A 23,731-nucleotide genomic window follows, 5' to 3' on the forward strand; every position below is an offset into this window, starting at 1 on the left:
ACTGCGCCACAACTATAGTCGCCGTATGACATTGGCTCAACGGTGGGCGGAGATAAGTCCGGCCTTCACGCTTGCGTGAGCACTACTTTTATTGCCGTAATTCTTAGCCATCTACTGGTGCATCTCATCGCAGTGGCAAACGACCCATGCAAGCGATGAGCGGGGTGAAGTCAGCCGCTTGTCCCCCAAGCCCTCAACAGTGCGGCAGGCAAGATCCCAGAGGCCGTCCGGCAGTGATGCGGGACGGCCTTTTCTTGGATTTAGTTTTCGCCTGAGTAGTCAACGATCGTAACGGGGTTCATTTCGCCGTCATAGCTCGCGTCGACGTCGTATTTCTGCAGCGAAAATGTGCCGTCGCTGAACACCCAGGTTCCCGCAGAGCTGGCATCGCCAAGGCCACGCCACTTCGAATATTCGGTGATGGTCAACGTCTCTTCATCGAAGTGAGAATTGACCAAACCTAGCGTCGTGCCCATGCCCTTGACGGAGATGTCTTCGACCTCGCCCTCATAGTCATCATTGACATAGCGAACATCGATATCCGGTTGGGCGAAAGCGATGGGACGCAGGCCTTCGGTGTCGGTGTAGAGGTAGTAGCTGTCGGTTATGTTATAGGCTCCGGCCATGCAGAACATGCTGATGAGCGTTACTTTTTGCTTTTGCTCCTCGTCGTCCGTCCAGCTGGGCTGATAGGAAATTTCCCAAGCCCCATAAGCGTCGTCCTGAAAATACTCGTCCGGTTCTGAACAGACTTCGCCGCCCGCGGCTTGGTGCAATTTGGTTGCAGCTTCTCTGAGGTCGATATCGTTTGCGGCAGCAGCGCTGACCGAAAGCGCTATCAAAGGCAGCCAAAGCAATGGACGGATCATTTCTCTTCCCTTATGTCGTGCGCATCGCGCAGGACTCGCGATGTACTTCCGTTATTGAACCAGAATGAGGCCAAAATGACCGCAAAAATCATCGATGGCAAAGCCTTCGCCGAAAACTTGCGCAAGCGGGTCGCAGGTCACGTGGAACGCCTCAAGACGGAACACGGTATTACGCCGGGCCTCGCTGTGGTGATTGTCGGCGAAGATCCGGCAAGCCAAGTCTATGTCACCAACAAAGCCAAGCAGACGGCTGAAGTGGGCATGGCTTCGTTCAAGCACGAATTGCCAGCCGACGCTTCGGAAGCCGAACTCATCGCGCTGGTTCATAAGCTGAACAATGATCCGGCAGTGCATGGCATTTTGGTGCAAATGCCGGTGCCAAAGCACATCGACGGCAATAAGGTCATTGAGGCGATTTCACCGGCTAAGGACGTCGACAGCTTTACGGCCGAGAACGTCGGCAAGGTGCAGATTGGCCTGCCGGGCCCCGTGTCCTGCACGCCGCTTGGCTGCCTGATGCTGCTGCGGGATGAACTTGGCTCGCTCGAAGGCAAGAACGCTGTCATTATTGGTCGGTCCAACCTTGTTGGTAAGCCGATGATGCAGCTGTTGCTGCGCGACAATTGCACTGTCACCGTGGCGCACTCGCGCACCCAAAACCTCGCCGACGTTGTCCGCGCCGCTGACATTGTGGTCGCCGCTGTTGGCCGTCCGCACATGGTCAAGGGCGACTGGATCAAGCCGGGCGCTGTAGTCATCGACGTTGGCATCAATCGCATTCCGGCGCCGGAAAAGGGCGCGGGTAAGACTCGCCTCGTTGGCGACGTGGATACGGCAGCTGCGGCGGAAGTCGCGGGTGCGATTACCCCGGTTCCCGGTGGCGTTGGTCCGATGACCATCGCGTGCCTTCTGGCGAACACCATCACGACGGCCTCGCTGATCAATGGCCTTGTGCCACCGAGCGATCTCACGGCATGAGTGATCTCTTCGGATATGAGCCGGACGCGCATGATCCGGGCGGTAAGGTGCGGTTGCGCCTTGGTGCCGGGGTCAATGGCGATGCGGTGATCTCCGAGGATGGGCGCTATAGACAAATCATGCGCCGTTGGCTCGGGGAGCAATTTCCCGAGCGCTACATTCTGTTCATTGGCATGAACCCATCCACCGCCGACGCGAGTGTGGATGATCCAACCTGCGCGCGCGAATGGGGATTTTCTCGCCGTGAAGGCTTTGAGGGCATGGTGAAGTGCAATGTCGGCGATTATCGCGCCACGCACCCCAAAATGTTGCTTGAAGACGGCGTTGAGGCAGTGTCGCCAGTTAATCTGCCGACCATATTAGGTTTGGCAATGAAGGCGGGGCGGGTCGTGCTCTGCCACGGCAAGCTCAACAAGGCGCTCGCGCCTGCCGGGCGGCAGCTGGTGAGTGCGCTGGAAGCCGCCAAAGTGCCGCTTTATTGCTTCGGCAAGAACGGCGATGGCTCCCCAAAACACCCGCTCTATCTTCGTGGCGATACGCAGCTGGTGCGCTTCTAAGACTATTATGATCAGTGTGGGGGCAGGCCGGATCACCCGGTCGCGCCGGGTGATGTCGATGGGAGCGGCGAGCGAATGGTCTGGACCATCGTCCCCACTATCGCGCTGTCGTCTTCGCCGACGCGACAGACGAAACCCTTGATCAATCGTCGTCGCTGCTCACAACCTGCAGGACGAGTTCCAGTGCGGCCTCTACTGTTGCTTTGCGGATTTCGTCGCGGCCGATGTCGCCGAACTGGTGTTCAATGACGACGGTCGCGAGCTCTGTCGACACCGCGACATAGACCAAGCCAACGGGCTTTTTGTCTGAACCGCCATCCGGCCCGGCGATGCCTGTGCTCGACACGGCAATATCGGCATTGGCAGTGTTCCGCGCGCCGTCCGCCATAGCGCGGGCAACTTGATTGCTGACCGCGCCATAGTCCTGAATGAGGCGAGGCTGCACATGGATCATGCTCGCCTTGGCCTCGTTGGAATAGGTGATGAAACCACCGAAGAGAGCGGCGGAAGAGCCGGGAACATCAGTCAGCGCGGCGGCGATCATGCCGCCTGTGCAGCTTTCAGCGGTTACAATCGAAAGCTTCCGGTCCGAAAGGGCCGAAATAACCCGTTTTGCAGTGCTGAGTGGTGCAGATTTAGAAGCCAACTAGTCCTCCCTGGGTACCTCAATGCTCGCGCTGGCCATGGCAACCATGCCTTCCTCTCGCCCAATGAAACCGAGCTTTTCATTGGTTGTCGCCTTAACGTTGACACGCGAAGGCGAGATCCCGAGAGTTTCAGCAATAACTGCACACATGGCTGGTGCGTGTTTTGCAATCCTCGGCGCTTCTGCAACAATTGTCACGTCCAGATTTACGATACGTGCCTTGCGTTCAGCGACAAGCTTGCCCGCATGCTTGAGGAATATTGTAGAAGCAGCACCACGCCACTGCTCATCACTTGGTGGGAAGTGGATGCCGATGTCTCCCGCACCAATTGCCCCGAGAATAGCGTCAGTCAAAGCATGGAGCGCAACGTCGGCATCGGAATGGCCATTGAGCTTGGAATGGTGCGGAATTTTGACGCCACAAAGCCATACGGCATCACCGGGCTCGAAATAATGCACGTCATAGCCGGTGCCAACACGCGTTTCGAACATGGTTTCTCCTGCCAGCAATCGCTCTGCACGAGCGAAGTCTTCCGGGTGTGTAATTTTAAAATTGTCGCGGTCGCCAGGGACCATTTTGACCCGCATGCCCGCCCATTCGGCGATTTCGGCATCATCGGTAAATTCGCGACGAACAGTGCCGGTGCGCATATGGGCAGAAAAGATTGGACCGAACCGGAAACCCTGAGGCGTTTGCGCGGCGAACAATAGATTTCTGTCTTCGGTTTTGGAAATCAGACCGTCACCAAGGCTGCGCTTGATCGTGTCTGTTGTTGGAAGTGTCGGCAATGCGCCATCATGCTCTTTAAGGGCTTCAATGACATCATCTATGATGCGATGCGAAACGAATGGACGTGCGGCATCTTGGATCAGCACGCGGTCAATGCGGAGTTTTGCAAGCGCTTTTAGGCCTTCCAGCACAGAGGCTTGACGAGTCGCTCCACCAGGCACCGCTGCGTGTAGCCGTTCATGGTGCAAGCCCAAATCGGCATAGCGCTGTGCATGATCTGGGTGGATTACGGGCAATACGAGGGTCACAGATTCGTGGCTTAGAAACGCTTCTATGGTTCTGGCCAATACTGATTTTCCGGCGATTTCTCGATATTGCTTGGGATCGGCGATCCCATTGGCATTGGCACGTTCGCCTTTTCCGGCCGCAACGACGATAACGGCTATGGATTTTGAAGACATGTCGATGTAGGCACTCACAAGAACCGCTATTGGTTAAAGGTCTAGCCCTCCGCCCGACATGCGGCAAGAGCAGGGCTGATTTGCTCAAGTTTTACAGCCAGTACGTGTTGCGCCCTGACTGAAAATGATTATTGTGCAGGCACTTCCTTACTCCTGACCAAAACTGGTGCAATTCTTGTCTTCAAATGCACGCCCGTTGAGCATCGGGGGCCACACATTGCGCAATCGTGCAATATTGGCGCCGATGGCCGGTATCACGGACCGACCCTTCCGCGAGATTGCGGAGCGGTTTGGCGCGGGCTTGGTTGTGTCAGAAATGGTCGCCAGCGCGGCCTTGACCACCGGCCACAGCGGCATGGTTCAAAAGCTCGGGCGAGCGGGCTCCTTGCCTCATATGGTCCAGTTGGCGGGCTGCGACCCGCATTGGATGTCCGAGGGTGCGCGCATCGCCGAGGATGCGGGTGCCGACATTATCGATATCAATTTCGGCTGTCCTGCCAAGCGCGTAACGACAGGCTACGCCGGCTCTGCGTTGATGCGCGTTCCAGACCAGGCTTTGGCTATTGTCGAGGCGGTTTCGGCCGCGACATCCAAGCCGGTGACCGTCAAGATGCGCCTCGGTTGGGATGATGACAGCCTCAATGCCCCCCAGATTGCGAACCTTGCTGTGAGTGCAGGGGCGCAAATGATCACCGTTCACGGCCGCACTCGCCAACAATTTTATAAGGGCACGGCCCGCTGGGCGCTCGTGCGCGAAGTTGTCGAAAGTGTTTCGGTTCCTGTCGTCGTCAACGGCGATATCGTCGATGAAGCCAGCGCACGAACAGCACTTGAGCAATCTGGTGCAGCCGCAGTGATGCTTGGTCGTGGCGCGCAGGGGCAACCGTGGAAAGTTGCGCAAATCGGCGCGGCCTTGGCAGGGCAGATTGGGCCTGATGCGCCAACTGGCGACGCCCTTATTGCGCTCATCAGAGAGCATTACGAAAATATGCTGGGCGACTATGGCATCGAAGTTGGTCTGCGCGCTGCGCGCAAGCATCTCGATTGGTATGCTGACGCAGCCAATCTTCAACTTGATAAGCCGACCCGTAAGGCTCTGCTAGACAACGACAATCCGAGTGCAGTTATCGCACTGATTGGTGACGTATTTTCCGGCCATTGGAGTGCCGCTGCATGACAAATGCGACTATCTCTGATGTTGACTCGATCGCAGCCCGATCTGTCCTTCAGGCTCTGCCACAGCCGATCATGGTGCTCACCGCAGAGCGGCGCATCAGCTTTGCCAATTATGCGGCTGAGGCTTTCTTCGGCGCGTCGATGAGCGTGCTGTCGCGCCAGACGCTAGACGATCTTATTGCGTTTGGGTCGCCCATCATCTCGCTGGTCGAAAGCGTGATCCAGCGCCGCGCTCCAATGACTGAGTACCGCGTCTTGGTTGGTTCGTCCCGTTTTGGCGACGAACGCGTTGCTGACGTTTTCGCTAGTCCGCTTACCGACAGTGACGACCGCATCGCCATTCTTATCCAAGAGCGCACCATGGCCGATAAGATCGACCGCCAGATGGTGTCTCGCGGCGCGGCAAAGTCGGTGACGGGCCTCGCGGCCATGTTGGCACACGAAATTAAGAACCCACTCTCTGGTATTCGCGGCGCAGCACAGTTGCTGGAATCCTCAATCCCGCCAGAGGAAATGCCGCTGGCGCGTCTCATTCGGGATGAGACCGATCGCATTGTTCATCTGATTGATCGCGTTGAAGTGTTCGGCGATGAACGGCCGCTGGAGCGTGAGCCGATCAATATTCACGTCGTTCTTGACCGGGTCAAACTGCTCGCTCGAAATGGCGTCTCTCGCGGCATTACCTTCTACGAAGAGTATGATCCTTCGCTGCCGCCTGTTCTGGGAAACCGCGATCGGCTGATCCAAGTCTTCTTGAATTTAATCAAGAATGCATCGGAAGCCCTTGAAAAAACACACAATCCCGAAATTCGAATTTCGACAGCCTTCCGGCCCGGCATCCGCATTGCGGTGTCTGGTGTGGCGCAGCGCATTTCGCTGCCGCTTGAAATTTTGATTGAAGATAACGGCCCCGGCGTGCCGCCAGATATTATGCCATTCCTATTCGATCCATTCGTCACGACGAAGATGAACGGCTCAGGCCTTGGTCTGCCTTTGGTCGCAAAGATCATCGGCGATCACGGCGGTGTCATTGATTGCGAAAGCCGGCCGGGTCGTACCCGTTTCCGAATTCTTCTGCCGGTCGCTAAAGGCGATCTGCAGGACTCTGTTGAAGCTGAAGAGGGCGCGAATTCATGAGCCATGTCGTTCTGCTTGCCGATGACGATGCGGCGATCCGTATGGTGCTCAACCAAGCGCTGACCCGTGCCGGGTATGAAGTGCGTCCCACAGGCAATATTTCGACCATGTGGAATTGGGTGAGCCGTGGCGAAGGTGATATTCTGATCACCGACGTTGCCATGCCCGACGGCAGTGCTTTCGACGTCATGCCGAAAATCAAAAAGCTCCGTCCCGAGCTTCCTATGATCGTGATGAGCGCCCAGAATACTTTCATGACTGCGATCCGCGCGTCTGAAGTTGGTGCTTACGAATATCTTCCTAAGCCCTTTGATATTACTGAGGTTTTGTCTGTCGTATCGCGCGCTTTGGCCGATGCTAAGAAGCCAACCAAAGCTGAGCGCGAAGCGGAAGAGCCATCAGAATCCATGCCCTTGGTTGGTCGCTCCACGGCCATGCAGGACATTTATCGCGCGCTCGCACGCCTGATGCAGACCGACCTCACGGTCATGGTAACGGGCGAAAGCGGGACGGGTAAGGAGCTGGTCGCTCGTGCGCTTCATGACTTTGGTAAGCGTCGCAATGGACCCTTCGTTGCCATTAACATGGCCGCTATTCCGCGCGACTTGATCGAAGCCGAATTGTTCGGTCACGAGAAGGGCGCCTTTACGGGCGCGAATGCTCGGTCTTCGGGGCGCTTTGAACAGGCCGAAGGCGGCACGCTATTCCTCGACGAAATCGGCGATATGCCGATGGATGCGCAAACCCGTTTGCTGCGCGTCTTGCAAGAGGGCGAATACACCATGGTCGGTGGGCGCACCCCGATCAAGACCAATGTCCGTATCGTTGCGGCGACCCACCGCGATCTCAGTCAAATGATCCGCCAGGGCCTCTTCCGCGAGGATCTGTACTACCGCCTCAACGTCGTGCCCATCCGCTTGCCACCACTGCGCGAGCGCACCGATGATATCGCGGATTTGGTCGCACATTTCCTCCGTGCAGCGCAGCGTGAAGGCGAGCCCTTAAAGACTGTTTCGCCTGAAGCCATCCGCCTCATGCAGAACTACTCTTGGCCGGGCAATATCCGCGAGCTTGAAAACCTTGTGCGTCGCCTTGCAGCGCTTTATGCCGACGAGCAGATTTCGGCTGAAATTGTTCAGAATGAGCTCAATATTGCTGACCGCATTTCGGCGCCGACAATGGCTGCTGGTCCCGTCGACCTCTCGATGGCGGTTGAGACTCACGTTGGGGAAGTCTTGCGTGAATATGAGCCGAACCTGCCGCCAGCGGGATTGTATCAGCGCGTTATTGATCGTGTCGAAGCGCCGTTGATCGCAATGGCCCTCAATGCCTGTGGTGGCAATCAGATCAAGGCGGCGGACCTATTAGGGCTAAACCGCAACACTTTGCGAAAGAAGATCCGCACCCATTCCATCGAGATTGTTAAGCACAGCCGTCGGGGGCTTTAGGCCTCCGAGCGGCTCGCCCACAGGCACTGTCACATTTTGGCAACATTTATCTTGAAGGGTTGCTCGAATTGGGTCAGGCTTTGCCATCTCCCATAAGAAGTCACTGATTGACTGCGGGAGACAACTGGCGGCGCAGCCCTCTTGCGCCGACGATAGGGGTGTTGGGGCTTAATGACCGAATGGATTTCGGCCACCGAGAAACGCGAATTGACCTCGGACGCTTTGCGTCCGGAGCGCCGCACTCTGTTGCTCACGCAGCAGAACAACGGCCTGCGCGTGCTTGGCTTTGTGGTCGTCACCGCCTCGGTCATCCTCGCCTCTATTTCCTTCCTCATTCTATCCGGTGCGACCAATATTGAGCCATCACCGATGGTGTGGACGATCATTTGGATCGTCACTGCCGTTTTGGTGTTGCTCGTTATTGCCCTCGTGGTCACCGAGGCTGTTCTGCTGGTGCAAGCCCATCGCCGCCGCACGCCGGGGGCGGGGCTCCAAGTCAGCATGGTCACCATGTTCGCCTTCGTTGCGGCAGCGCCTGCGGTGCTGGTCGCTGTTGTGGCGTCGATCTCGCTGAACCAAGGTCTCGACCAATGGTTCTCCGAACGCACGCGCGCGATGGTGGAAAGCTCGCGTCTCGTGGCGCGCTCCTACATGCTCGAGCACGCTCAAGTGCTGCGCGATGACATTATCTGGGTCGCCACGGAGCTTGAACAAGCCGTCCAGACCTATGATGCCGACCCGCAGCGATTTGAACGCATTTTGACCGCTCTGGCGGTCACACGCTCGCTCCCGTTCACCTCGCTCATTGACAAAGATGGCAACACGCTGGCGCGCGCCCAGATCAATGTTTCGGGATCGTATCCGCAGCCGCCTCCGGGCGTTACTGATGGCGTGATTGAAGGCGTGCCGACAGCAATTGCACCGGGCTCAACGCAGTTTGTTGGCTCGGTCGTCAAATTGCGCGGCTATGCCGATGCGTTCCTTTTTGTGGTGCGCCCTGTTGACCCTGAAGTGCTCGAATATATGCGTCTGACCGACGAGAATATCTCCGAGTACCGCCAGTACACGTCCAATCGCATCGTGTTCCAGATCACCTTTACAATCATGTATATCGGTCTGGCCGTGGTTCTTCTGCTCGGCGCTCTGTGGATCGGGATTGCACTGGCCAATCGGTTCGTCGACCCAATTCGTAATCTCATGATCGCATCGCGCCATGTGTCTGCGGGTGATTTGGATATTCGGGTGCCGGTCAAAGATGAGCGGGGGGATCTCCACGATCTTACCTCTGGCTTCAACCGCATGACCGAGCAGTTGCGCAGCCAGCGCGAGGAATTGCTCAAAGCGAACGACGTCAACGAAAAGCGTCGGCAGTTTACTGAGGCCGTGGTGGAAGGCGTGTCCGCAGGAATCATCGGCTTGGACGCCTTCGGCTCGGTCACTTTGGTCAACGCTCGAGCGTGCGACATGCTCGGTCGTTCCGAAATCGAACTGATGGGCGAGCGCATCGAAGCCATCCTGCCAGAGATGGCACCGACGCTTGAGAAGGCGCGTTCGGCGCGCCGCGGGCAGGTGCGTGACCAAATTCAAATCGGCAATGAAACCAACCGCCGCATTTATCAGGTCCAGCTGACGCGCGAAGGTACGATCACGGAGTCCAAGGGCTATGTCGTGACCTTCGACGATATTACCGATCTTGAATCGGCGCAGCGTACCTCGGCCTGGGCCGACGTTGCCCGTCGCATTGCCCACGAAATTAAAAACCCGCTGACACCGATCCAACTCTCTGCCGAGCGGTTGCGCCGCCGCTATGGCAACAAGCTTGATGATGATCGGGAAGTCTTCGACAAGTGCATCAACACCATAGTTCGGCAAGTCGGCGACATTGGCCGCATGGTTGACGAATTTTCTGCGTTCGCGCGTATGCCAGAGGCAGCGCCTGAGCGCTCCGATTTGACGGACACCGTTCGCCAAGCCGTGTTCCTCGAAAGCGTGCGCTTGCCTGAGGTCAACATCACAACCCAAGTCCCAGATGAAACCATCGTGGCTTGGTTTGATGCGCGTCTCATGGCGCAGGTGCTGACCAATCTGATCAAGAACGCCGTCGAGGCCTTTGAGGGCATCCCCCTCACAGCGGAATGGCAGCCAACGATTACAGTGGACGCACATATCGAGGGGCGTAACGCGCGCGTCTCTGTGTCCGACAATGGCAAGGGCTGGCCGAAGGATAATCGCCAGCGCCTGCTTGAGCCTTATATGACGACCCGCGAAAAAGGCACCGGCCTGGGCCTTGCGATCGTCGCCAGAATTATCGAGCAACACGGCGGTATCGTCGAGTTGGTCGATGCAGAACCAGACGTCAACGGTCGTGTTGGCGCCTGTGTTACTTTCACCCTGCCTTTGCAGAACCCCGCAATTAGCGGCCCGTCGGAAGGGGAAGTCTCTCCCTCTGACCAGACGCCCCAAAAGGAGGAACCGCTGGATACAGCGGTTGTTCACAAGTAGATGGCACTCGACATTCTCATTATCGACGATGAAGACGATATCCGCGACCTGATCGCTGGGATCCTCGAAGACGAAGGTTACGACGCTCGACAGGCGCATGACGCTGACTCTGGGCTCAATGAAATCGCACGTCGTCGCCCAAGCCTTGTATTTTTGGACATCTGGATGCAGGGCTCCCGCCTCGACGGTCTGCAGCTTTTGGATGTGATCCAGAGCCAACACCCAGACATGCCCGTGGTGATGATCTCCGGGCACGGCAATGTTGAAACCGCGGTTTCGGCGATCAAGCGCGGCGCTTACGACTATATCGAGAAGCCATTCAAGATTGACCGCCTTCTGCACGTCACCCAACGTGCTTTGGAGGCAACGCGGCTGCGCACAGAAGTTGCGGAGCTGAAGGAACGTACGCCCTCCAAAAACTCCGAAATGGTCGGAAATTCTAACGCCCTCCAGCAGGTGCGTGCACTGATTGAAAAGTCGGCCCCGACCAATTCGCGCATTTTCATCTCTGGTCCGTCAGGCTCAGGCAAGGGCCTTGTTGCGCGCGCCATCCACACGCGTAGCCCGCGTTCCGATGCGCCGTTCATCGAGATCAACGCCTCGCTCTATGCGCCCGATGAAGTTGCCGTCGTGTTGTTCGGACGGGAAGCTCGGGACAAGTCCGGTCTCCTGAAGGTCGAAGTGGGCGCCCTTGAGCGCGCGCACGGTGGAACGCTCTATCTTTCGGAAGTGACCGCTCTCCCAGCACCTGTCCAACAGACGCTGCTGCGGACGCTGGTTGAGAACAAGTTCAGCCGCGTTGGTGGTGCACAATCGGTGGCGATCGACGTTCGCATCATTGCGGCCTCGTCGCAAAATGTCGCCGCACAGATCGACGCTGGCGAATTCCGCTCCGATCTCTTCCATCGTCTGTCCATTGTGCCTCTGCCTTTGTCGCCGCTGCGGGAGCGCCGCGAGGACGTACCACCACTGGTGCAGGTCTTTATCGACCAGGTTTGCCGTATGCATAATTTGCAGCGCGTCACGATTGGCGATGACGCTATGGCGGTGCTGCAGACACAAGAATGGCCCGGCAATGCGCGCCAGCTGCGCAATTCGATCGAACGCTTGCTGATCTTGATGAAAGATCAGCAACCTGAGAATGGCATAATCACTGCCACTATGTTGCCGTCAGATATTGGTGAAGTCCTACCGACCGTAGGTGACACCGATTCGTCGGCGCATCTGATGAGCCTGCCATTGCGAGAAGCTCGCGAAGTTTTCGAACGCCAATATCTCTTGGCGCAAATCGAGCGCTTCGGCGGGAACATTTCCAAGACGGCTGAGTTTGTTGGTATGGAGCGCAGTGCGCTTCACCGTAAGATCAAGTCGTTGGGGTTGTGACAGATAATGCCGGACGGCCATGCGCGCGAGCGGGTAGGCATGTTCGGGTATTTATGTCATATTGAACTGACTACTGAAGACTAGGGTTTTGAAGCCTGTGCGGCAGTCCTTCAAAGTCCAGCGCACACAATGCGAAAACAACAGCGACAATAAAGCCGCGAAAGAGGCCAAAAATGGCTAGCGAAAAGCAGCAGAACTTACAGGATTCATTCCTGAACCACGTGCGTAAACAGAAAGTACCGGTCACTATATTCTTGGTGAACGGTGTTAAACTTCAAGGTGTGATCACCTGGTTTGACAATTTCTGCCTTCTTCTTCGTCGCGATTCCCAGTCTCAACTGGTTTACAAGCACGCCATCTCGACCATCATGCCAGGCGCGCCGATCCAGCTGTTCGATCCGGAAACGGCACAAGACAGCGACTGACCATATATGGATGATTTTGAGGAGGACGGCTGGGCTACCGGTCCCAAGCCGTACATAGATCGGCAAGAACAGCCGACACGCACCGGTTTGGTCGTTCCTGATGTTCGGGGACGCGCCACATATCACAATGTTGAATCACGCCTTGCCGAGTTTGTCGGCTTGGCTGGTGCGATACGTCTCGACATCATCTTCGCTGAGGTCATGCGGGTCCGAGAAATTCGGCCCGCAACCTATCTTGGCGCAGGTCACGTCGAAACCATCGCCGAAAAGGTCAAAGCTGAGAAGATTGAGCTGCTGCTCGTCGACGCAGCGCTGACCCCTATTCAGCAACGCAATCTGGAACGCGAAACAGGCACGAAAGTGCTGGATCGCACTGCGCTCATCCTCGAGATTTTCGGGGAACGTGCCGCGACGCGCGAAGGCGTGTTGCAGGTTGAGTTGGCGCATCTCAATTACCAGAAGGGGCGCCTCGTGCGCTCCTGGACCCACTTGGAACGTCAGCGCGGCTCAGGCGGCACTGGCTTTATGGGTGGTCCGGGTGAAACCCAGATCGAAAGCGACCGCCGCCAGATCACTGAGCGTATCGTCCTTCTGGAAGATCGCCTCAATAAGGTGCGCAAGACGCGTGTTCAGCAGCGCGCGCAGCGGACCAAGGCCAAGATCCCTGTGGTGGCTTTGGTGGGTTACACCAACGCCGGCAAGTCCAGCCTCTTCAATCGGCTAACGAATGCGGGCGTTTTCGCTGAAAACCTGCTGTTTGCGACACTGGATACGACAGTCCGCAAGATCGCACTGCCGCATGGCCGTGAGGTCATGGTGTCAGACACCGTAGGCTTCGTTGCTGATCTTCCGCACGATCTTGTTGCCGCTTTCCGCGCCACGCTGGAAGAGGTCACGGACGCAGACATTATTCTGCACGTTCGGGACATCGCCAATCCAGACCACGCCGCACAGGCCCAGGACGTTCTCACCGTGCTCGATGAGCTTGGCGTGTCGTCGGAGACAAAGCCGGTCATCGAGATTTGGAATAAGGTCGATCTTCTCGAAGACCCGGCCTTGCAGCTGGCTGCCGCGCATCCGGCAGGTCGCGTTCTCGCATCCATTCCTGTGTCGGCGCATACAGGGCAGGGCGTTGATGCTCTTCTCACCAAGATCGAAGAAACGCTGGGCGAGCAAGGCCGGACCTATCAGGTCTTCGTCCCGCACGCGGCGGGCGCTGATATCGGCTGGCTCCACAAGAACGGCGAAGTGATCGAGCAAAAAGACCCGACCGAAAAAGGCACGGATTTTGTTGTTCGCATCGACGCCCGGCACCGCGATGAGTTTCTCGAGCGGTTCAATGGCCGGATAGAGGGTTCCTAACCCCACGCTTTGACATTTCGTTTCAAAAAACAAGAGAGCCCCGGACCAGTTCCGGGGCTCTCTGCATTCCACGTCGGTGTCGTTTTCGCGAGGGGGAGGTGCGTGTTGACGGGGAAGGACTAACTCCTGTTTTTGTCCTTCGCCCGGATTTCGTTCCAATACCCGTCCATGCGCTCGAGCCCAGCCTCGACCGGCAAAACCCCGTCCTCGCGGCAGCGGGCTTCAACATAGTGGAAACGTCGCGTGAATTTGGCATTGGCGTCACGCAGCGCAGCCTCTGGATCAACCCCAGCCTTGCGCGCAAGGTTGGAAACGGCAAACAACAGGTCACCGATTTCCTCGCGGATCGCGTCAGCATTTCCGGACGCTTCTGCTTCGGCGACTTCGTCGAGTTCTTCCGAAATTTTAGCGCGGACCTGTTCTAGGTTCTCCCAATCAAATCCGACCTTTGCGGCGCGTTTGGTCAGCTTTTCTGCACGCATTAGGGCGGGAAGAACTTCCGGCACATCGTCAAGCAGCGATGGTGTTTGCTCGCCCTTGCGGGCGGCCTTTGCAGCGCGTTCCTGGGCTTTGATGGCTTCCCATTTGACCTGCGCATCGCTCGCGCTGTCCGCATCCACATCGCCAAAGACGTGCGGATGGCGCCGGATCAATTTCTCGGTGATGGCAAAGATGACGTCGCCAATTTCGAAATGGCCGGCTTCCTTGGCCATTTGCGCGTGGTAGATCGGCTGAAGAATGAGATCGCCAAGTTCTTCGCGCAGATCGGCGAAATCTTCCCGTTCGATGGCGTCAGCGACTTCATAGGCTTCTTCGATCGTGTAGTGCCGGATAGATCGAAAATCCTGCTCTAGGTCCCAGGGACAGCCGCCATTGGGGTCGCGTAGCCGCGCCATAATTTCGATAAGGCGAGATAGGTCACGGGAGGGCTGCATAGAATGCTCCAGCGGGAGGGAATCGTCGCGCCTACCATAGTGAGAGGCGATGTTTTTGAGTGCAAAATCTCCGATCCGCCTGGCGAACGCATCATCCGAGTTTGGCAACAATCACGGACTGGTGGACCGGAACCTTGGAAGTAGTTTTTCCTGCCATGGCAGTATTTTCCAAGAAATTCATGCGGCTTTATCCCGCCAGGCCTCGCCTTTAGAGCGTAACTGCACAGATGTTAGTCATGGCTGCCATGTGCCTATCGATTAAACAAACGCTTGCCATTCCCAATTTCCCGTTTGAATATCGGATGACTGGGAGGGATTGAGTGAACCCATTCGACGAAATGCTGACCGCAGGTCAGGGAGTCAGAGCGCCTTATGCGGGTCTCCAGCAATGGTATGAAACGCAGACGCCAGAGAAGCTGAGCCGCAAGGTCTCTGACGCGGAGGGTGCCTTCCGTAAGACAGGCATTACCTTTGCTGTTTACGGGGACGATCAAGCTGCTGAAAGACTTATCCCTTTTGACATCATCCCGCGCATCATAACCGGACGGGAATGGCGGAAGCTTTCTCAGGGGATCGAGCAAAGGGTGATGGCGCTCAATGCTTTCCTCGATGACATTTATCATCGCCAAGAGATCGTCAAAGCCGGACGTATTCCGCGCGAGATCATCGCCAATAATGAGGCGTTCTTGCCGGAAATGATCGGTTTTCGGCCACCGGGAAATGTTTACACGCACGTCATTGGCGTGGACATTGTGCGCACCGCCGAAGACCAGTTTTTCGTGCTGGAAGACAATGCCCGCACGCCATCTGGCGTCTCCTATATGCTGGAGAACCGCGAGACCATGATGCAGCTCTTTCCGGAGTTGTTCCATCAGAACAAGGTCTTGCCGGTCGAAAATTACCCGCAGTTTCTGCGACAGTCGCTGGCCGCAGTGGCGCCGCGGGGCGGCAATCGAGAAAACCCAACCATCGCCGTTCTCACGCCCGGCATGTATAATTCGGCCTATTATGAGCACGCTTTCCTTGCCGACCAGATGGGCGTGGAGCTCGTTGAGGGGCGAGACCTCAAGGTCATGGATGGGCGCATTGCAATGCGCACGACCCAAGGCTTCAAACCAATCGACGTACTCTATCGGCGTGTTGACGACGCCTATCTTGATCCGCTGACCTTCCGGCCGGATTCTACTCTGGGCGTTCCGGGCATTATGGACGTCTACCGCGCCGGTAACATAACGATTGCCAATGCGCCCGGCACTGGAATTGCCGATGACAAAGCAATTTACAGCTATATGCCGGAAATTATTGAGTTTTATACCGGGCGCAAGGCTATTTTGGAGAACGTGCCGACTTATCGCTGCGCGGAAGCAGATAGCCTGAAATACGTGCTCGAACACCTCCATGAGCTGGTCGTTAAAGAAGTCCACGGCTCGGGCGGATACGGCATGCTGGTTGGTCCCGCAGCGTCCAAGAAGGAGCTGGAAGCATTTTCCGAAAAGCTCAAGGCGCGGCCCAGCAACTACATTGCTCAACCGACCCTTGCGTTGTCGACGACACCCATCTTGACCGAAAAGGGTTTGGCCCCGCGTCACGTGGATTTGCGCCCGTTTGTATTGGTGTCTGATCGGGTACGCATTACCCCCGGTGGATTGACGCGCGTGGCCCTGAAAGAGGGTTCGTTGGTGGTCAATTCCAGCCAGGGCGGCGGCACCAAAGACACTTGGATACTGGACGATTAAGCGGGCGAGGGGACCTGACTAATGCTTCTTGGACGCACCGCGAGCGGTCTATTTTGGATGCATCGCTATATTGAGCGAGCGGAAAACGCAGCCCGTATTATTGATGCCGGCCTGCGCATGGCGCTGACGCGCACGAACAATGCCTCAGAGGAATGGTCCTCCGTGGTGTCCTCGGCGGGCGCGCACCAGCGTTTTGCCGATAAGTACAAGAGTTTTGATGCGGCGAATGTCTCGGACTTCATCCTACGGGACCGGGATAATCCGTCGAGTGTGCTCGCCACAATCGAGTCTGCGCGCGCTAATGCCCGCATGGTGCGAACAGCGCTAACGCGCGACGCCTGGGAGGCAGTCAACGAAGCGTGGATGGCGCTCAATGACGTGCTGCGCGATCCAGTACCGCAGAGCGATATTCCGCCGGTGCTTGATCATATCAAACGACAGACCTCGCTTATTCGCGGGGCTTTTCACGGCACCATGCTGCGCAATGAGATCTTCAATTTTGCCCGCATTGGCACCTTCATCGAGCGAGCGGATAATACGGCTCGTATTCTTGACGTGAAGTATTATGTGCTCTTGCCGGCAGTGTCCTATGTCGGCTCCACCATTGATAATTATCAATGGGAGTCGATCCTGCGTTCGGTTTCAGCGCACCGATCCTATCGCTGGGTCTATGCGGGGGATTATCGCCCGGCGCAGATTGCTGACTATCTCATTCTTGATGGCCGCATGCCGCGATCGCTGAATTTTGCGTATCGCAATATCGTCGAAAATCTCAATTTTCTGGCGAAGGATTATGGTGAGCGGCATGTGTGCCACAGCTCTGCTGAACGGACGTTGGCGACGCTGAACGACACCACGATCGAGCCGATTTTTGACGGCGGTCTCCACGAATTCCTCACCGACTTTATTGAATGCAACAATCGGCTGGGCGTGGAAATCGCCGAAGTCTACAACTTCGATTGATCCAAAGTGCTACTCACCATCAATCACACCTCTCGCTATGACTATGACCAGCCCGTCAATTTTGCGCTGCAGCGGCTTCGCCTGTGGCCGCAAAATATCGCGGGGCAGGTTGTGCGTGAATGGAGCGTCGAAGTGAGTGGGGCTGATCGGGAGGTCAGCTATGTCGACGGTTTTGGCAACAAGGTCGAGCTGTTCAAGCACGAGCGCAGTGCCGACAGCATCATCGTGCGGGCCCATGGTGTAGTCGAAACGGAAGATCGGGCAGGGGTCGTTGGCAAGAGCGCTGGTGGTCCTCCACTTTGGATTTATGAGCGCGTGACCGACCTCACCAAAGCAGGCCCTCATATTCGCGAGCTGGCAGAGGGCATTCGTGATGAACAGGCCGATCAACTCGCCTTACTGCATACTCTGATGAACACGATCCATTCCCGCGTCGTCTATTCGCCCGGCACAACCAGCGTCGCAACCGAGGCTGAGGTGGCGCTCGATAATGGAGCAGGGGTCTGCCAAGACCATTCCCATATCTTCCTCTCAGCTGCGCGACTCCTCGGCATTCCTTCGCGCTATGTTTCGGGCTATTTGCGCATGGAAGGCGTTACCGATCAGACTGCTAGCCATGCCTGGGCCGAGGCCTATGTGGATAGTCTGGGCTGGGTTGGGTTCGATGCGGCCAACAATATCTGTCCAAACCACAATTATGTTCGAATCGCCGTCGGCCTAGATTATCGTTCGGCCGCTCCTGTCTCAGGCGTGCGGATGGGGGCAGCTGTTGAGACGCTAGACGTCCATATCAGCGTCGAACAGTAGGAATAGGACGAAGACCCATGACGTATTGCGTTGGTATGAAGCTGGATCGTGGGCTGATTTTCATGTCCGACACCCGCACCAATGCAGGGCTCGACAACATCTCTGTCTTCTCGAAAATGCGTAACTGGAGCGGTCCCGGAGAGCGTGCTATCGTCTTGCTGTCAGCGGGAAATTTGGCGACGACGCAAGCTGTTTCAAGCCTGCTGGACGAGCGTATTCGCACGCCAAAACCTGGGCAACCGACACTGCACAGCACTGGAAGCATGTTCCAGACAGCACAGCTCATCGGCTCAGTGGTCAAAGAAGTCATCCGGGATGCCGCGCCGGGTGGGCAGAATGCAGATGCTTTTGGGGCGTCATTTATCCTCGGTGGGCAGATCAAGGGTGAAGAGCCGCGGCTGTTCTACATCTACCCAGAGGGCAATTTTATCGAGTCTTCCGCTGACACGCCGTTCTTCCAAATCGGCGAGCATAAGTACGGCAAGCCAATCCTAGTGCGCGCTTATGAGCGAGAAATGAGCGTTGATCAGGCGATCAAGCTCTTACTGGTTTCCTTTGACTCTACGCTCAAATCCAATCTCTCGGTGGGTCTACCGCTCGATCTGCAGATCTACAACAAGGATAGCTTTAACCTTGAGGCGCAAAGACGGTTTGAGCGGAACGATCCGTATTACGTGGCGATATCTGAAGGCTGGGGCGCTGCGCTCAAAGATGCATTCCATCAGCTGCCGTCACTCGACTGACCACGTCCAGCAATCTTCCGCCGATTTGAAGCCATCGCCAGTCTGATTGCCGTAGGGGGACATTATGCAAAATAGCGCATAATATATATTATGGAACAATCTGATTGGTGAGTTTGGATCGGCATCCCATCGATTTGGCAAATGACAGCGCAGAAAGCTAAGGCAAACTGGTTGGCTAACTTGCTCCGTCACGGCTCATGTGACGCCTGCGGCACCGAGCCCGCGCTAAAGCTTCCGACACGAAGCGCCAGCGACAAATCTTGGTGTCAGCGTAAAGTCCTGCGCAGGCTCTGCTGCAAACTCTGGATTGGTTATGCGATGCACAAGCCGCTGCGCGATGATATTGCCCAGCTGCACGGAATCCTGAACCACGGTCGTTATCTTCGGCGTGATTACGTCGGCCCATTGCACGGTGTCGATCATTGCCAGCGAAATATCGTCCGGGCATCGGAAGCCAAGTTCCTGCATTGCCTGCAAAGCCGCAAGCGCAACCGTATTGTTCGCGCCGATTATGGCTGTGGGCCGCTGCGGTTGCACCAAGAGGTTCATTGCCGCCGCATAGCCGCCAGATCTCGTGAATTTGCCATCGACCACATAAGCCGGATTAACCTCGACACCCGCCCCGGCCATAGTTTGCACAAAGCCTCGATAGCGTTCAGCAGCGGTGTTGAAATGGTCCGGCCCTTTGATGAAGGCGATGCGCTTGTGACCGAGCTGTAGAAGATGCTCTGTGAGCATCGCGCCGGCCATAAAGTTATCCGAGCCCACAAAGTCGCGTTCCAGACCGGCGATCTTCTGGTCAAAACAAACCACGGGAATGTTCAGGGATTGGATAAAATCGACGTAATCCTTGCCCGAGCTGGCCGGCGCCAGGGCTAGACCGGCAATTTTGAGCCCGACAAGATGCTCAATGAGCGCCCGCTCCCGCTCCGGCTGGCCCGAGGTATCCGTGACCAAAACGAAGTGCTCATGGGTGAGTGCGTAGTTCTCTAGCTCACGTCGTATATCGCCAAAAAACGGGTTGCCGACGTTACCGACAACGAATCCAATCATACGACTACGGCCGCGCGCCAGACTCTGCGCCAGCGGATCAGCCGCATAGCCAACGGTCGCAGCAGCGGCACGAATTTTCTCTAACGTAGCCGCACTCACCCGCCCCGGATTGCTGAACGCAAGTGACACGGTGGAGACAGAAACCTCTGCAATTTTGGCAACGTCACGTATCGTGGCCATGCTTTTATCGAACCGTTTCAATTGCTAGAGCGCTGCGAAGATCGAATGATATACGTACCGCTTTCCTGCGCATTTCTAGGCAAAATCGCCCAGACTGCAAGCCCCATTTCTGTGACGTTCGATTTTTGATCCTACCCTTCTTGACAAAGTTAACATCTCAGCAAACTATTACATCGAACCGGTTCGATATGGTTCTGGGAGGAATAGATGGATAGCTCGCTGACGCTGAGCCGCGCCGATGATGGCGCAAGTGGCAAGGCCTGGTTTTCAGAAGATCGCTTTGGGATGTTCATCCACTTCGGTCTATACGCCCTGCCCGCTCGGCACGAATGGGTCATGAACCGCGAGGAAACCTCGCCGGAAGACTACGCCAAGTATTTTGAGAATTTTAATCCGGACCTATACGACCCCAAGGAATGGGCACGACATGCCCGTGAAGCGGGGATGAAATATGTGGTACTGACTGCCAAGCACCACGAAGGCTTCTGTCTTTGGGACAGTAAGTTTACGGACTACAAGGCGACCAACACTCCATATGGCAAGGACCTCTTAAAGCCATATGTCGAAGCGTTTCGTGCCGAAGGCCTGAAGGTCGGCTTCTACTATTCGCTGATCGATTGGCATCATCCGGAATTCCCGATCGACGGCATTCATGCGCTGCGCAATCATCCTGATGCGCTCGAGATGAACAAGAGCCGCGACATCCGCAAATACGCTGAATACATGCGCAATCAGGTGACTGAACTCCTGACAGAGTTCGGTGAGATTTCGGTCATCTGGTTCGACTTCTCTTATCCCAATCGCGACTATCGCGGCATGCCCGGCAAAGGTCGGACTGATTGGGAAAGCGAGGAACTCATCGGCCTCGTGCGCCAGCTCCAACCCGACATTATTGTCGGCGACCGTCTCGACCTGCCAACCGATGGGAATTTCCCGAAGGATCTGGCGACCCCGGAGCAATATACGCCGCGCGAAGCCCCAACCATCAATGGCCGCCCGGTGCGCTGGGAAGTGTGCCATACCTTCTCGGGCTCATGGGGCTATCACCGCGACGAAAGCACGTGGAAGGATGCCGATCAGCTCATCAACATCCTCGTCGACACCGTTGCTCTCGGCGGCAACCTTCTTATGAATGTGGGCCCGACAGGTCGTGGCACTTTTGATAAGCGCGCCGTCACTGCGCTTCAGACCTATGGCGAGTGGCTGCGTTATAATAGCCGCTCCATTTATGGCGCTGGCCCGTCCAAATATCAGGCGCCGAACGGCTGCAAATTCACGCAAAAGGGTAACAGGCTCTATCTGCATTTGCAGACTTGGCCGTTCCGTCACGTTCACATTGCCAATCTGGGCGGCAAGGTGCGCTATGCCCAGCTCTTGCACGATGCGAGCGAGATCCACTGGCTCGACCCTAAGGCCGAAGTTGATAGCAATATCGGGGTCGCTGTCGGCGCCAACATGCTGACTTTAGAGCTACCGGTTCTAAAGCCAGACATGGTGTCGCCCGTCGTAGAACTCATTCTCCACGACGAGGCATAAGACAATGAGCCTGCGCGACGAACTTATCGCTGTCATGGTACCGCTGATCGCCGATCTGGCGGAAGACGGTGCGGCAGCGGTCGCGCTGGCCGGCTCGCACGGTAAAGGGCGTGCCGATGCGTTGTCGGATTATGATTTCCGGGCCTATTCGGACGCCTATCGTCCGCACTTGCAGCAAACCCCACAATGGCAGCGTTTCTTGCTGGAGCAGCGGCGCTTTCAGAAACTTGGTGCCCGCATGGATGGCATTTGGATGCGCAGCTATCAAGGCGTTCGGCGTGATCTGAATGGTTGGCTCGCCGGACAAGTGGTCGAAAAGCAGTTCGAGTGGACGATCTGGGGGTATCAGCTCCCAACGGACCTCAGTACCCAGCTTATCGCTTACGATCCGCGCGGAGAGCTGCAATCCTGGCGGATGGAGCTCGCGGTGTTCCCGGAGATATTGCGTAGCGCGATCTTTACGCATTACCGCAAAATCTTGGATTATTGGAAGAGCGATTACCACTACACCAGCAAGGTCATCCGGCTCGACCTTGTCTTTCTCGCTGGCATCACTGGCAAGCTGGTGAACGCCATCATGCAGGTCGTTTTCGCATTTAACCGGCGATACTTCCCGGGCGATGGCTGGAACCTGGTCTTGGCCCATGAACTGCCACAACTGCCCCCGCATTTTGTTGAACGCATGGTCGAAATTGTCGAACCGGGAAACGCCCCGGATCGGTGGCATCGCCAACGCGAAAATATTGTCTCCATGATCAACGATGTGGAGACCCTGATATCGGCCGAGGTCGGTCGAAAACTTCCATCCGCAGTCGAGGAGCTGCGGCCGGAGGCCCGTTGAGATCTTTCGTAGGTTTGAGGAGACTATCGTGAGACGACATCTTGTTTTATTGGCCACAACGGCCTTAGCCAGCGCATCCCTATTTGCAGCCCCGAGTTATAGCCAGGAACAGGTCAATCTGACCTGGCAAATGTGGGGCGATGAAAAAGACAGCGCCCTGTTCGCAAGCCTTGCGGCACTGGTCACCGAACAGTATCCGAATATTACGGTGACCCCACAGTTCTCGGGCTGGACCGACTATTGGACCCGTTTGCCCGTGCTCGCTTCATCGGGGCAAATTGCTGACATCGTTGCCATGCAGTCGATGCGCATGCCGACTTTCTACGGCATTCTGGAGCCGCTCGACCCGTACTTCGAAAAGGAAGGATTTGACGTCAATCTCTATGAGAGCTCCATTATGGAGGGGCTTTCACATGGCGATACGCAATACGCCCTGCCCTATGACGTTGGCCCTTGGGTCGTCTATTACAATATCGACCGTTTTGAAGAAGCGGGCATCCCGACCCCAGCCCCAGACTGGACCTTCGACGACTTCCGCGATGCAGCGGTCAAGCTCACTGGCGATGGCAAATACGGCTACGCCACTCAGGCTTTTGACTTTATCGCTGGCCCGGTCGCCTTGGGCGCCGAATACCTCAATGACGCCGATGAGTTCGACGCAACGAACCCCGGCTATGTCGAAGCTGTTGGGAAATTTGTCGATCTCGTTAATGTCGACAAGGCGTCCCCAGTCTTCGCCTCAGGTTCAGGCGCAATCACCGGCAGTGGACGTTTTGCGACCGGCGAAGCGGCGATGTACATCGATGGCCCTTGGGTGCTGCTCCAGACCAAAGACAGCGTTGATTTCAAAATTGGCGTGACCACACTGCCGCGTGGCGATGGACCGTCTCGTTTCATCACGGCAGGTTCTGGCTGGGGTGTTGCCGCCGCCAGCAAGCACAAGGATGAGGCTTTTAAGGCTCTCGCCGTTCTCACCGGCCCGAAAGCTGCCGAAATCCTTGCAACCGCTGGCCGGGCGCTGCCGGGACGTCTCGACGCCCAGAAGTTCTGGTACGACGAGGCCGCAAAGGATGTCGTCGGTGCACGCGAGGCGCTCACCTACGCTTTTGAGCACTCCACCAAGTTCCGTCTGAACGAAAAGTATAACGATTTTGAAAATCTGATCACCCAGTACATGCCACTGGCCTTGCAGGGTGACTCAACGACCGAAGCTGTCCTGACTGATATTCAGAACCAGCTGCCGTTCTAAAACCTTCTCCCCCC

General features: G+C 56.5%; 21 protein-coding genes. 16 read left to right on the top strand and 5 right to left on the bottom strand.

What is annotated here, in order from left to right; genetic code table 11:
- Nucleotides 1-260: 260 nt before the first annotated feature.
- Nucleotides 261-869, bottom strand: coding sequence for a DUF1176 domain-containing protein (locus JHL21_RS00865; protein WP_199530391.1), 609 nt, complete (start codon nt 867-869; stop codon nt 261-263).
- 75 nt (nt 870-944) lie between these two features.
- Here JHL21_RS00865 and folD point away from each other — a divergent pair, with 75 nt between their 5' ends.
- On the top strand, nt 945-1,847 hold the full coding sequence (gene folD, locus JHL21_RS00870) for a bifunctional methylenetetrahydrofolate dehydrogenase/methenyltetrahydrofolate cyclohydrolase FolD (protein ID WP_200211342.1): 903 nt from the start codon (nt 945-947) through the stop codon (nt 1,845-1,847).
- On the top strand, nt 1,844-2,404 hold the full coding sequence (locus JHL21_RS00875; RefSeq protein WP_200211343.1) for a DUF1643 domain-containing protein: 561 nt from the start codon (nt 1,844-1,846) through the stop codon (nt 2,402-2,404). The genes folD and JHL21_RS00875 overlap by 4 nt, the downstream gene beginning before the upstream one ends.
- Before the next feature lie 142 nt (nt 2,405-2,546).
- Here JHL21_RS00875 and JHL21_RS00880 read toward each other — a convergent pair whose 3' ends face one another.
- Entirely contained in the window at nt 2,547-3,050 is a 504-nt protein-coding gene (locus JHL21_RS00880) for a CinA family protein (RefSeq protein WP_169193880.1), read from the bottom strand.
- Nucleotides 3,051-4,241, bottom strand: a complete 1,191-nt coding sequence (locus JHL21_RS00885; RefSeq protein ID WP_200212230.1) for a bifunctional 2-C-methyl-D-erythritol 4-phosphate cytidylyltransferase/2-C-methyl-D-erythritol 2,4-cyclodiphosphate synthase — start codon at nt 4,239-4,241, stop codon at nt 3,051-3,053.
- Between the two features lie 166 nt (nt 4,242-4,407).
- Here JHL21_RS00885 and dusB point away from each other — a divergent pair, with 166 nt between their 5' ends.
- From dusB to hflX, 7 genes are all read left to right on the top strand, one after another.
- Entirely contained in the window at nt 4,408-5,418 is a 1,011-nt protein-coding gene (dusB, locus tag JHL21_RS00890; protein WP_200211347.1) for a tRNA dihydrouridine synthase DusB, read from the top strand.
- Nucleotides 5,415-6,554 carry a nitrogen regulation protein NR(II) gene (locus tag JHL21_RS00895; protein ID WP_200211358.1) on the top strand — a complete coding sequence of 380 codons (1,140 nt, stop codon included), beginning with the start codon at nt 5,415-5,417 and terminating at the stop codon, nt 6,552-6,554. The genes dusB and JHL21_RS00895 overlap by 4 nt, the downstream gene beginning before the upstream one ends.
- A complete protein-coding gene (gene ntrC / locus JHL21_RS00900) occupies nt 6,551-8,002 on the top strand; it encodes a nitrogen regulation protein NR(I) (RefSeq protein WP_200211359.1) in 1,452 nt (483 codons plus the stop codon). Before JHL21_RS00895 ends, ntrC begins: the two co-directional genes overlap by 4 nt.
- A 171-nt stretch (nt 8,003-8,173) precedes the next feature.
- Nucleotides 8,174-10,504 (top strand): PAS domain-containing sensor histidine kinase, encoded by a 2,331-nt coding sequence (locus JHL21_RS00905; protein ID WP_200211361.1) that lies wholly within the window; start codon nt 8,174-8,176, stop codon nt 10,502-10,504.
- Nucleotides 10,505-11,887 (top strand): sigma-54 dependent transcriptional regulator, encoded by a 1,383-nt coding sequence (locus JHL21_RS00910; RefSeq protein ID WP_169193885.1) that lies wholly within the window; start codon nt 10,505-10,507, stop codon nt 11,885-11,887. It abuts the gene before it with no gap.
- Nucleotides 11,888-12,060: 173 nt separating this feature from the next.
- Nucleotides 12,061-12,312 carry an RNA chaperone Hfq gene (gene hfq, locus JHL21_RS00915; RefSeq protein ID WP_169193886.1) on the top strand — a complete coding sequence of 84 codons (252 nt, stop codon included), beginning with the start codon at nt 12,061-12,063 and terminating at the stop codon, nt 12,310-12,312.
- Nucleotides 12,313-12,318: 6 nt separating this feature from the next.
- The gene (gene hflX / locus JHL21_RS00920) at nt 12,319-13,674 is read left to right on the top strand and encodes a GTPase HflX (protein ID WP_199530397.1); all 1,356 of its coding nucleotides are present in this window, start codon (nt 12,319-12,321) and stop codon (nt 13,672-13,674) included.
- A 119-nt stretch (nt 13,675-13,793) separates the two neighbouring features.
- Here hflX and mazG read toward each other — a convergent pair whose 3' ends face one another.
- Complete coding sequence (mazG, locus tag JHL21_RS00925) at nt 13,794-14,609, bottom strand: nucleoside triphosphate pyrophosphohydrolase (RefSeq protein WP_200211363.1); 816 nt, start codon at nt 14,607-14,609, stop codon at nt 13,794-13,796.
- Between the two features lie 320 nt (nt 14,610-14,929).
- Here mazG and JHL21_RS00930 point away from each other — a divergent pair, with 320 nt between their 5' ends.
- From JHL21_RS00930 to JHL21_RS00945, 4 genes are read left to right on the top strand one after another with little or no spacing between them, the layout of a single operon-like run.
- Nucleotides 14,930-16,345 (top strand): circularly permuted type 2 ATP-grasp protein, encoded by a 1,416-nt coding sequence (locus JHL21_RS00930; protein WP_200211364.1) that lies wholly within the window; start codon nt 14,930-14,932, stop codon nt 16,343-16,345.
- A gap of 21 nt (nt 16,346-16,366) precedes the next feature.
- The gene (locus tag JHL21_RS00935) at nt 16,367-17,308 is read left to right on the top strand and encodes an alpha-E domain-containing protein (RefSeq protein ID WP_169193891.1); all 942 of its coding nucleotides are present in this window, start codon (nt 16,367-16,369) and stop codon (nt 17,306-17,308) included.
- A gap of 6 nt (nt 17,309-17,314) precedes the next feature.
- On the top strand, nt 17,315-18,115 hold the full coding sequence (locus JHL21_RS00940) for a transglutaminase family protein (protein WP_200211365.1): 801 nt from the start codon (nt 17,315-17,317) through the stop codon (nt 18,113-18,115).
- Nucleotides 18,116-18,132: 17 nt separating this feature from the next.
- Nucleotides 18,133-18,858 carry a proteasome-type protease gene (locus JHL21_RS00945; protein WP_200211366.1) on the top strand — a complete coding sequence of 242 codons (726 nt, stop codon included), beginning with the start codon at nt 18,133-18,135 and terminating at the stop codon, nt 18,856-18,858.
- 225 nt (nt 18,859-19,083) lie between these two features.
- On the opposite strand, the gene JHL21_RS00950 is transcribed toward JHL21_RS00945, so the two are convergent.
- Complete coding sequence (locus JHL21_RS00950; protein ID WP_200211368.1) at nt 19,084-20,091, bottom strand: LacI family DNA-binding transcriptional regulator; 1,008 nt, start codon at nt 20,089-20,091, stop codon at nt 19,084-19,086.
- 207 nt (nt 20,092-20,298) lie between these two features.
- Here JHL21_RS00950 and JHL21_RS00955 point away from each other — a divergent pair, with 207 nt between their 5' ends.
- From JHL21_RS00955 to JHL21_RS00965, 3 genes are read left to right on the top strand one after another with little or no spacing between them, the layout of a single operon-like run.
- A complete protein-coding gene (locus tag JHL21_RS00955) occupies nt 20,299-21,627 on the top strand; it encodes an alpha-L-fucosidase (protein WP_200211370.1) in 1,329 nt (442 codons plus the stop codon).
- Nucleotides 21,628-21,631: 4 nt separating this feature from the next.
- Nucleotides 21,632-22,468 (top strand): DUF4037 domain-containing protein, encoded by an 837-nt coding sequence (locus tag JHL21_RS00960; RefSeq protein WP_200211372.1) that lies wholly within the window; start codon nt 21,632-21,634, stop codon nt 22,466-22,468.
- 28 nt (nt 22,469-22,496) lie between these two features.
- Entirely contained in the window at nt 22,497-23,717 is a 1,221-nt protein-coding gene (locus tag JHL21_RS00965) for a sugar ABC transporter substrate-binding protein (RefSeq protein ID WP_200211374.1), read from the top strand.
- Nucleotides 23,718-23,731: the final 14 nt, after the last annotated feature.

This window comes from Devosia sp. WQ 349K1, assembly GCF_016595685.1.
GTDB lineage: Bacteria > Pseudomonadota > Alphaproteobacteria > Rhizobiales > Devosiaceae > Devosia.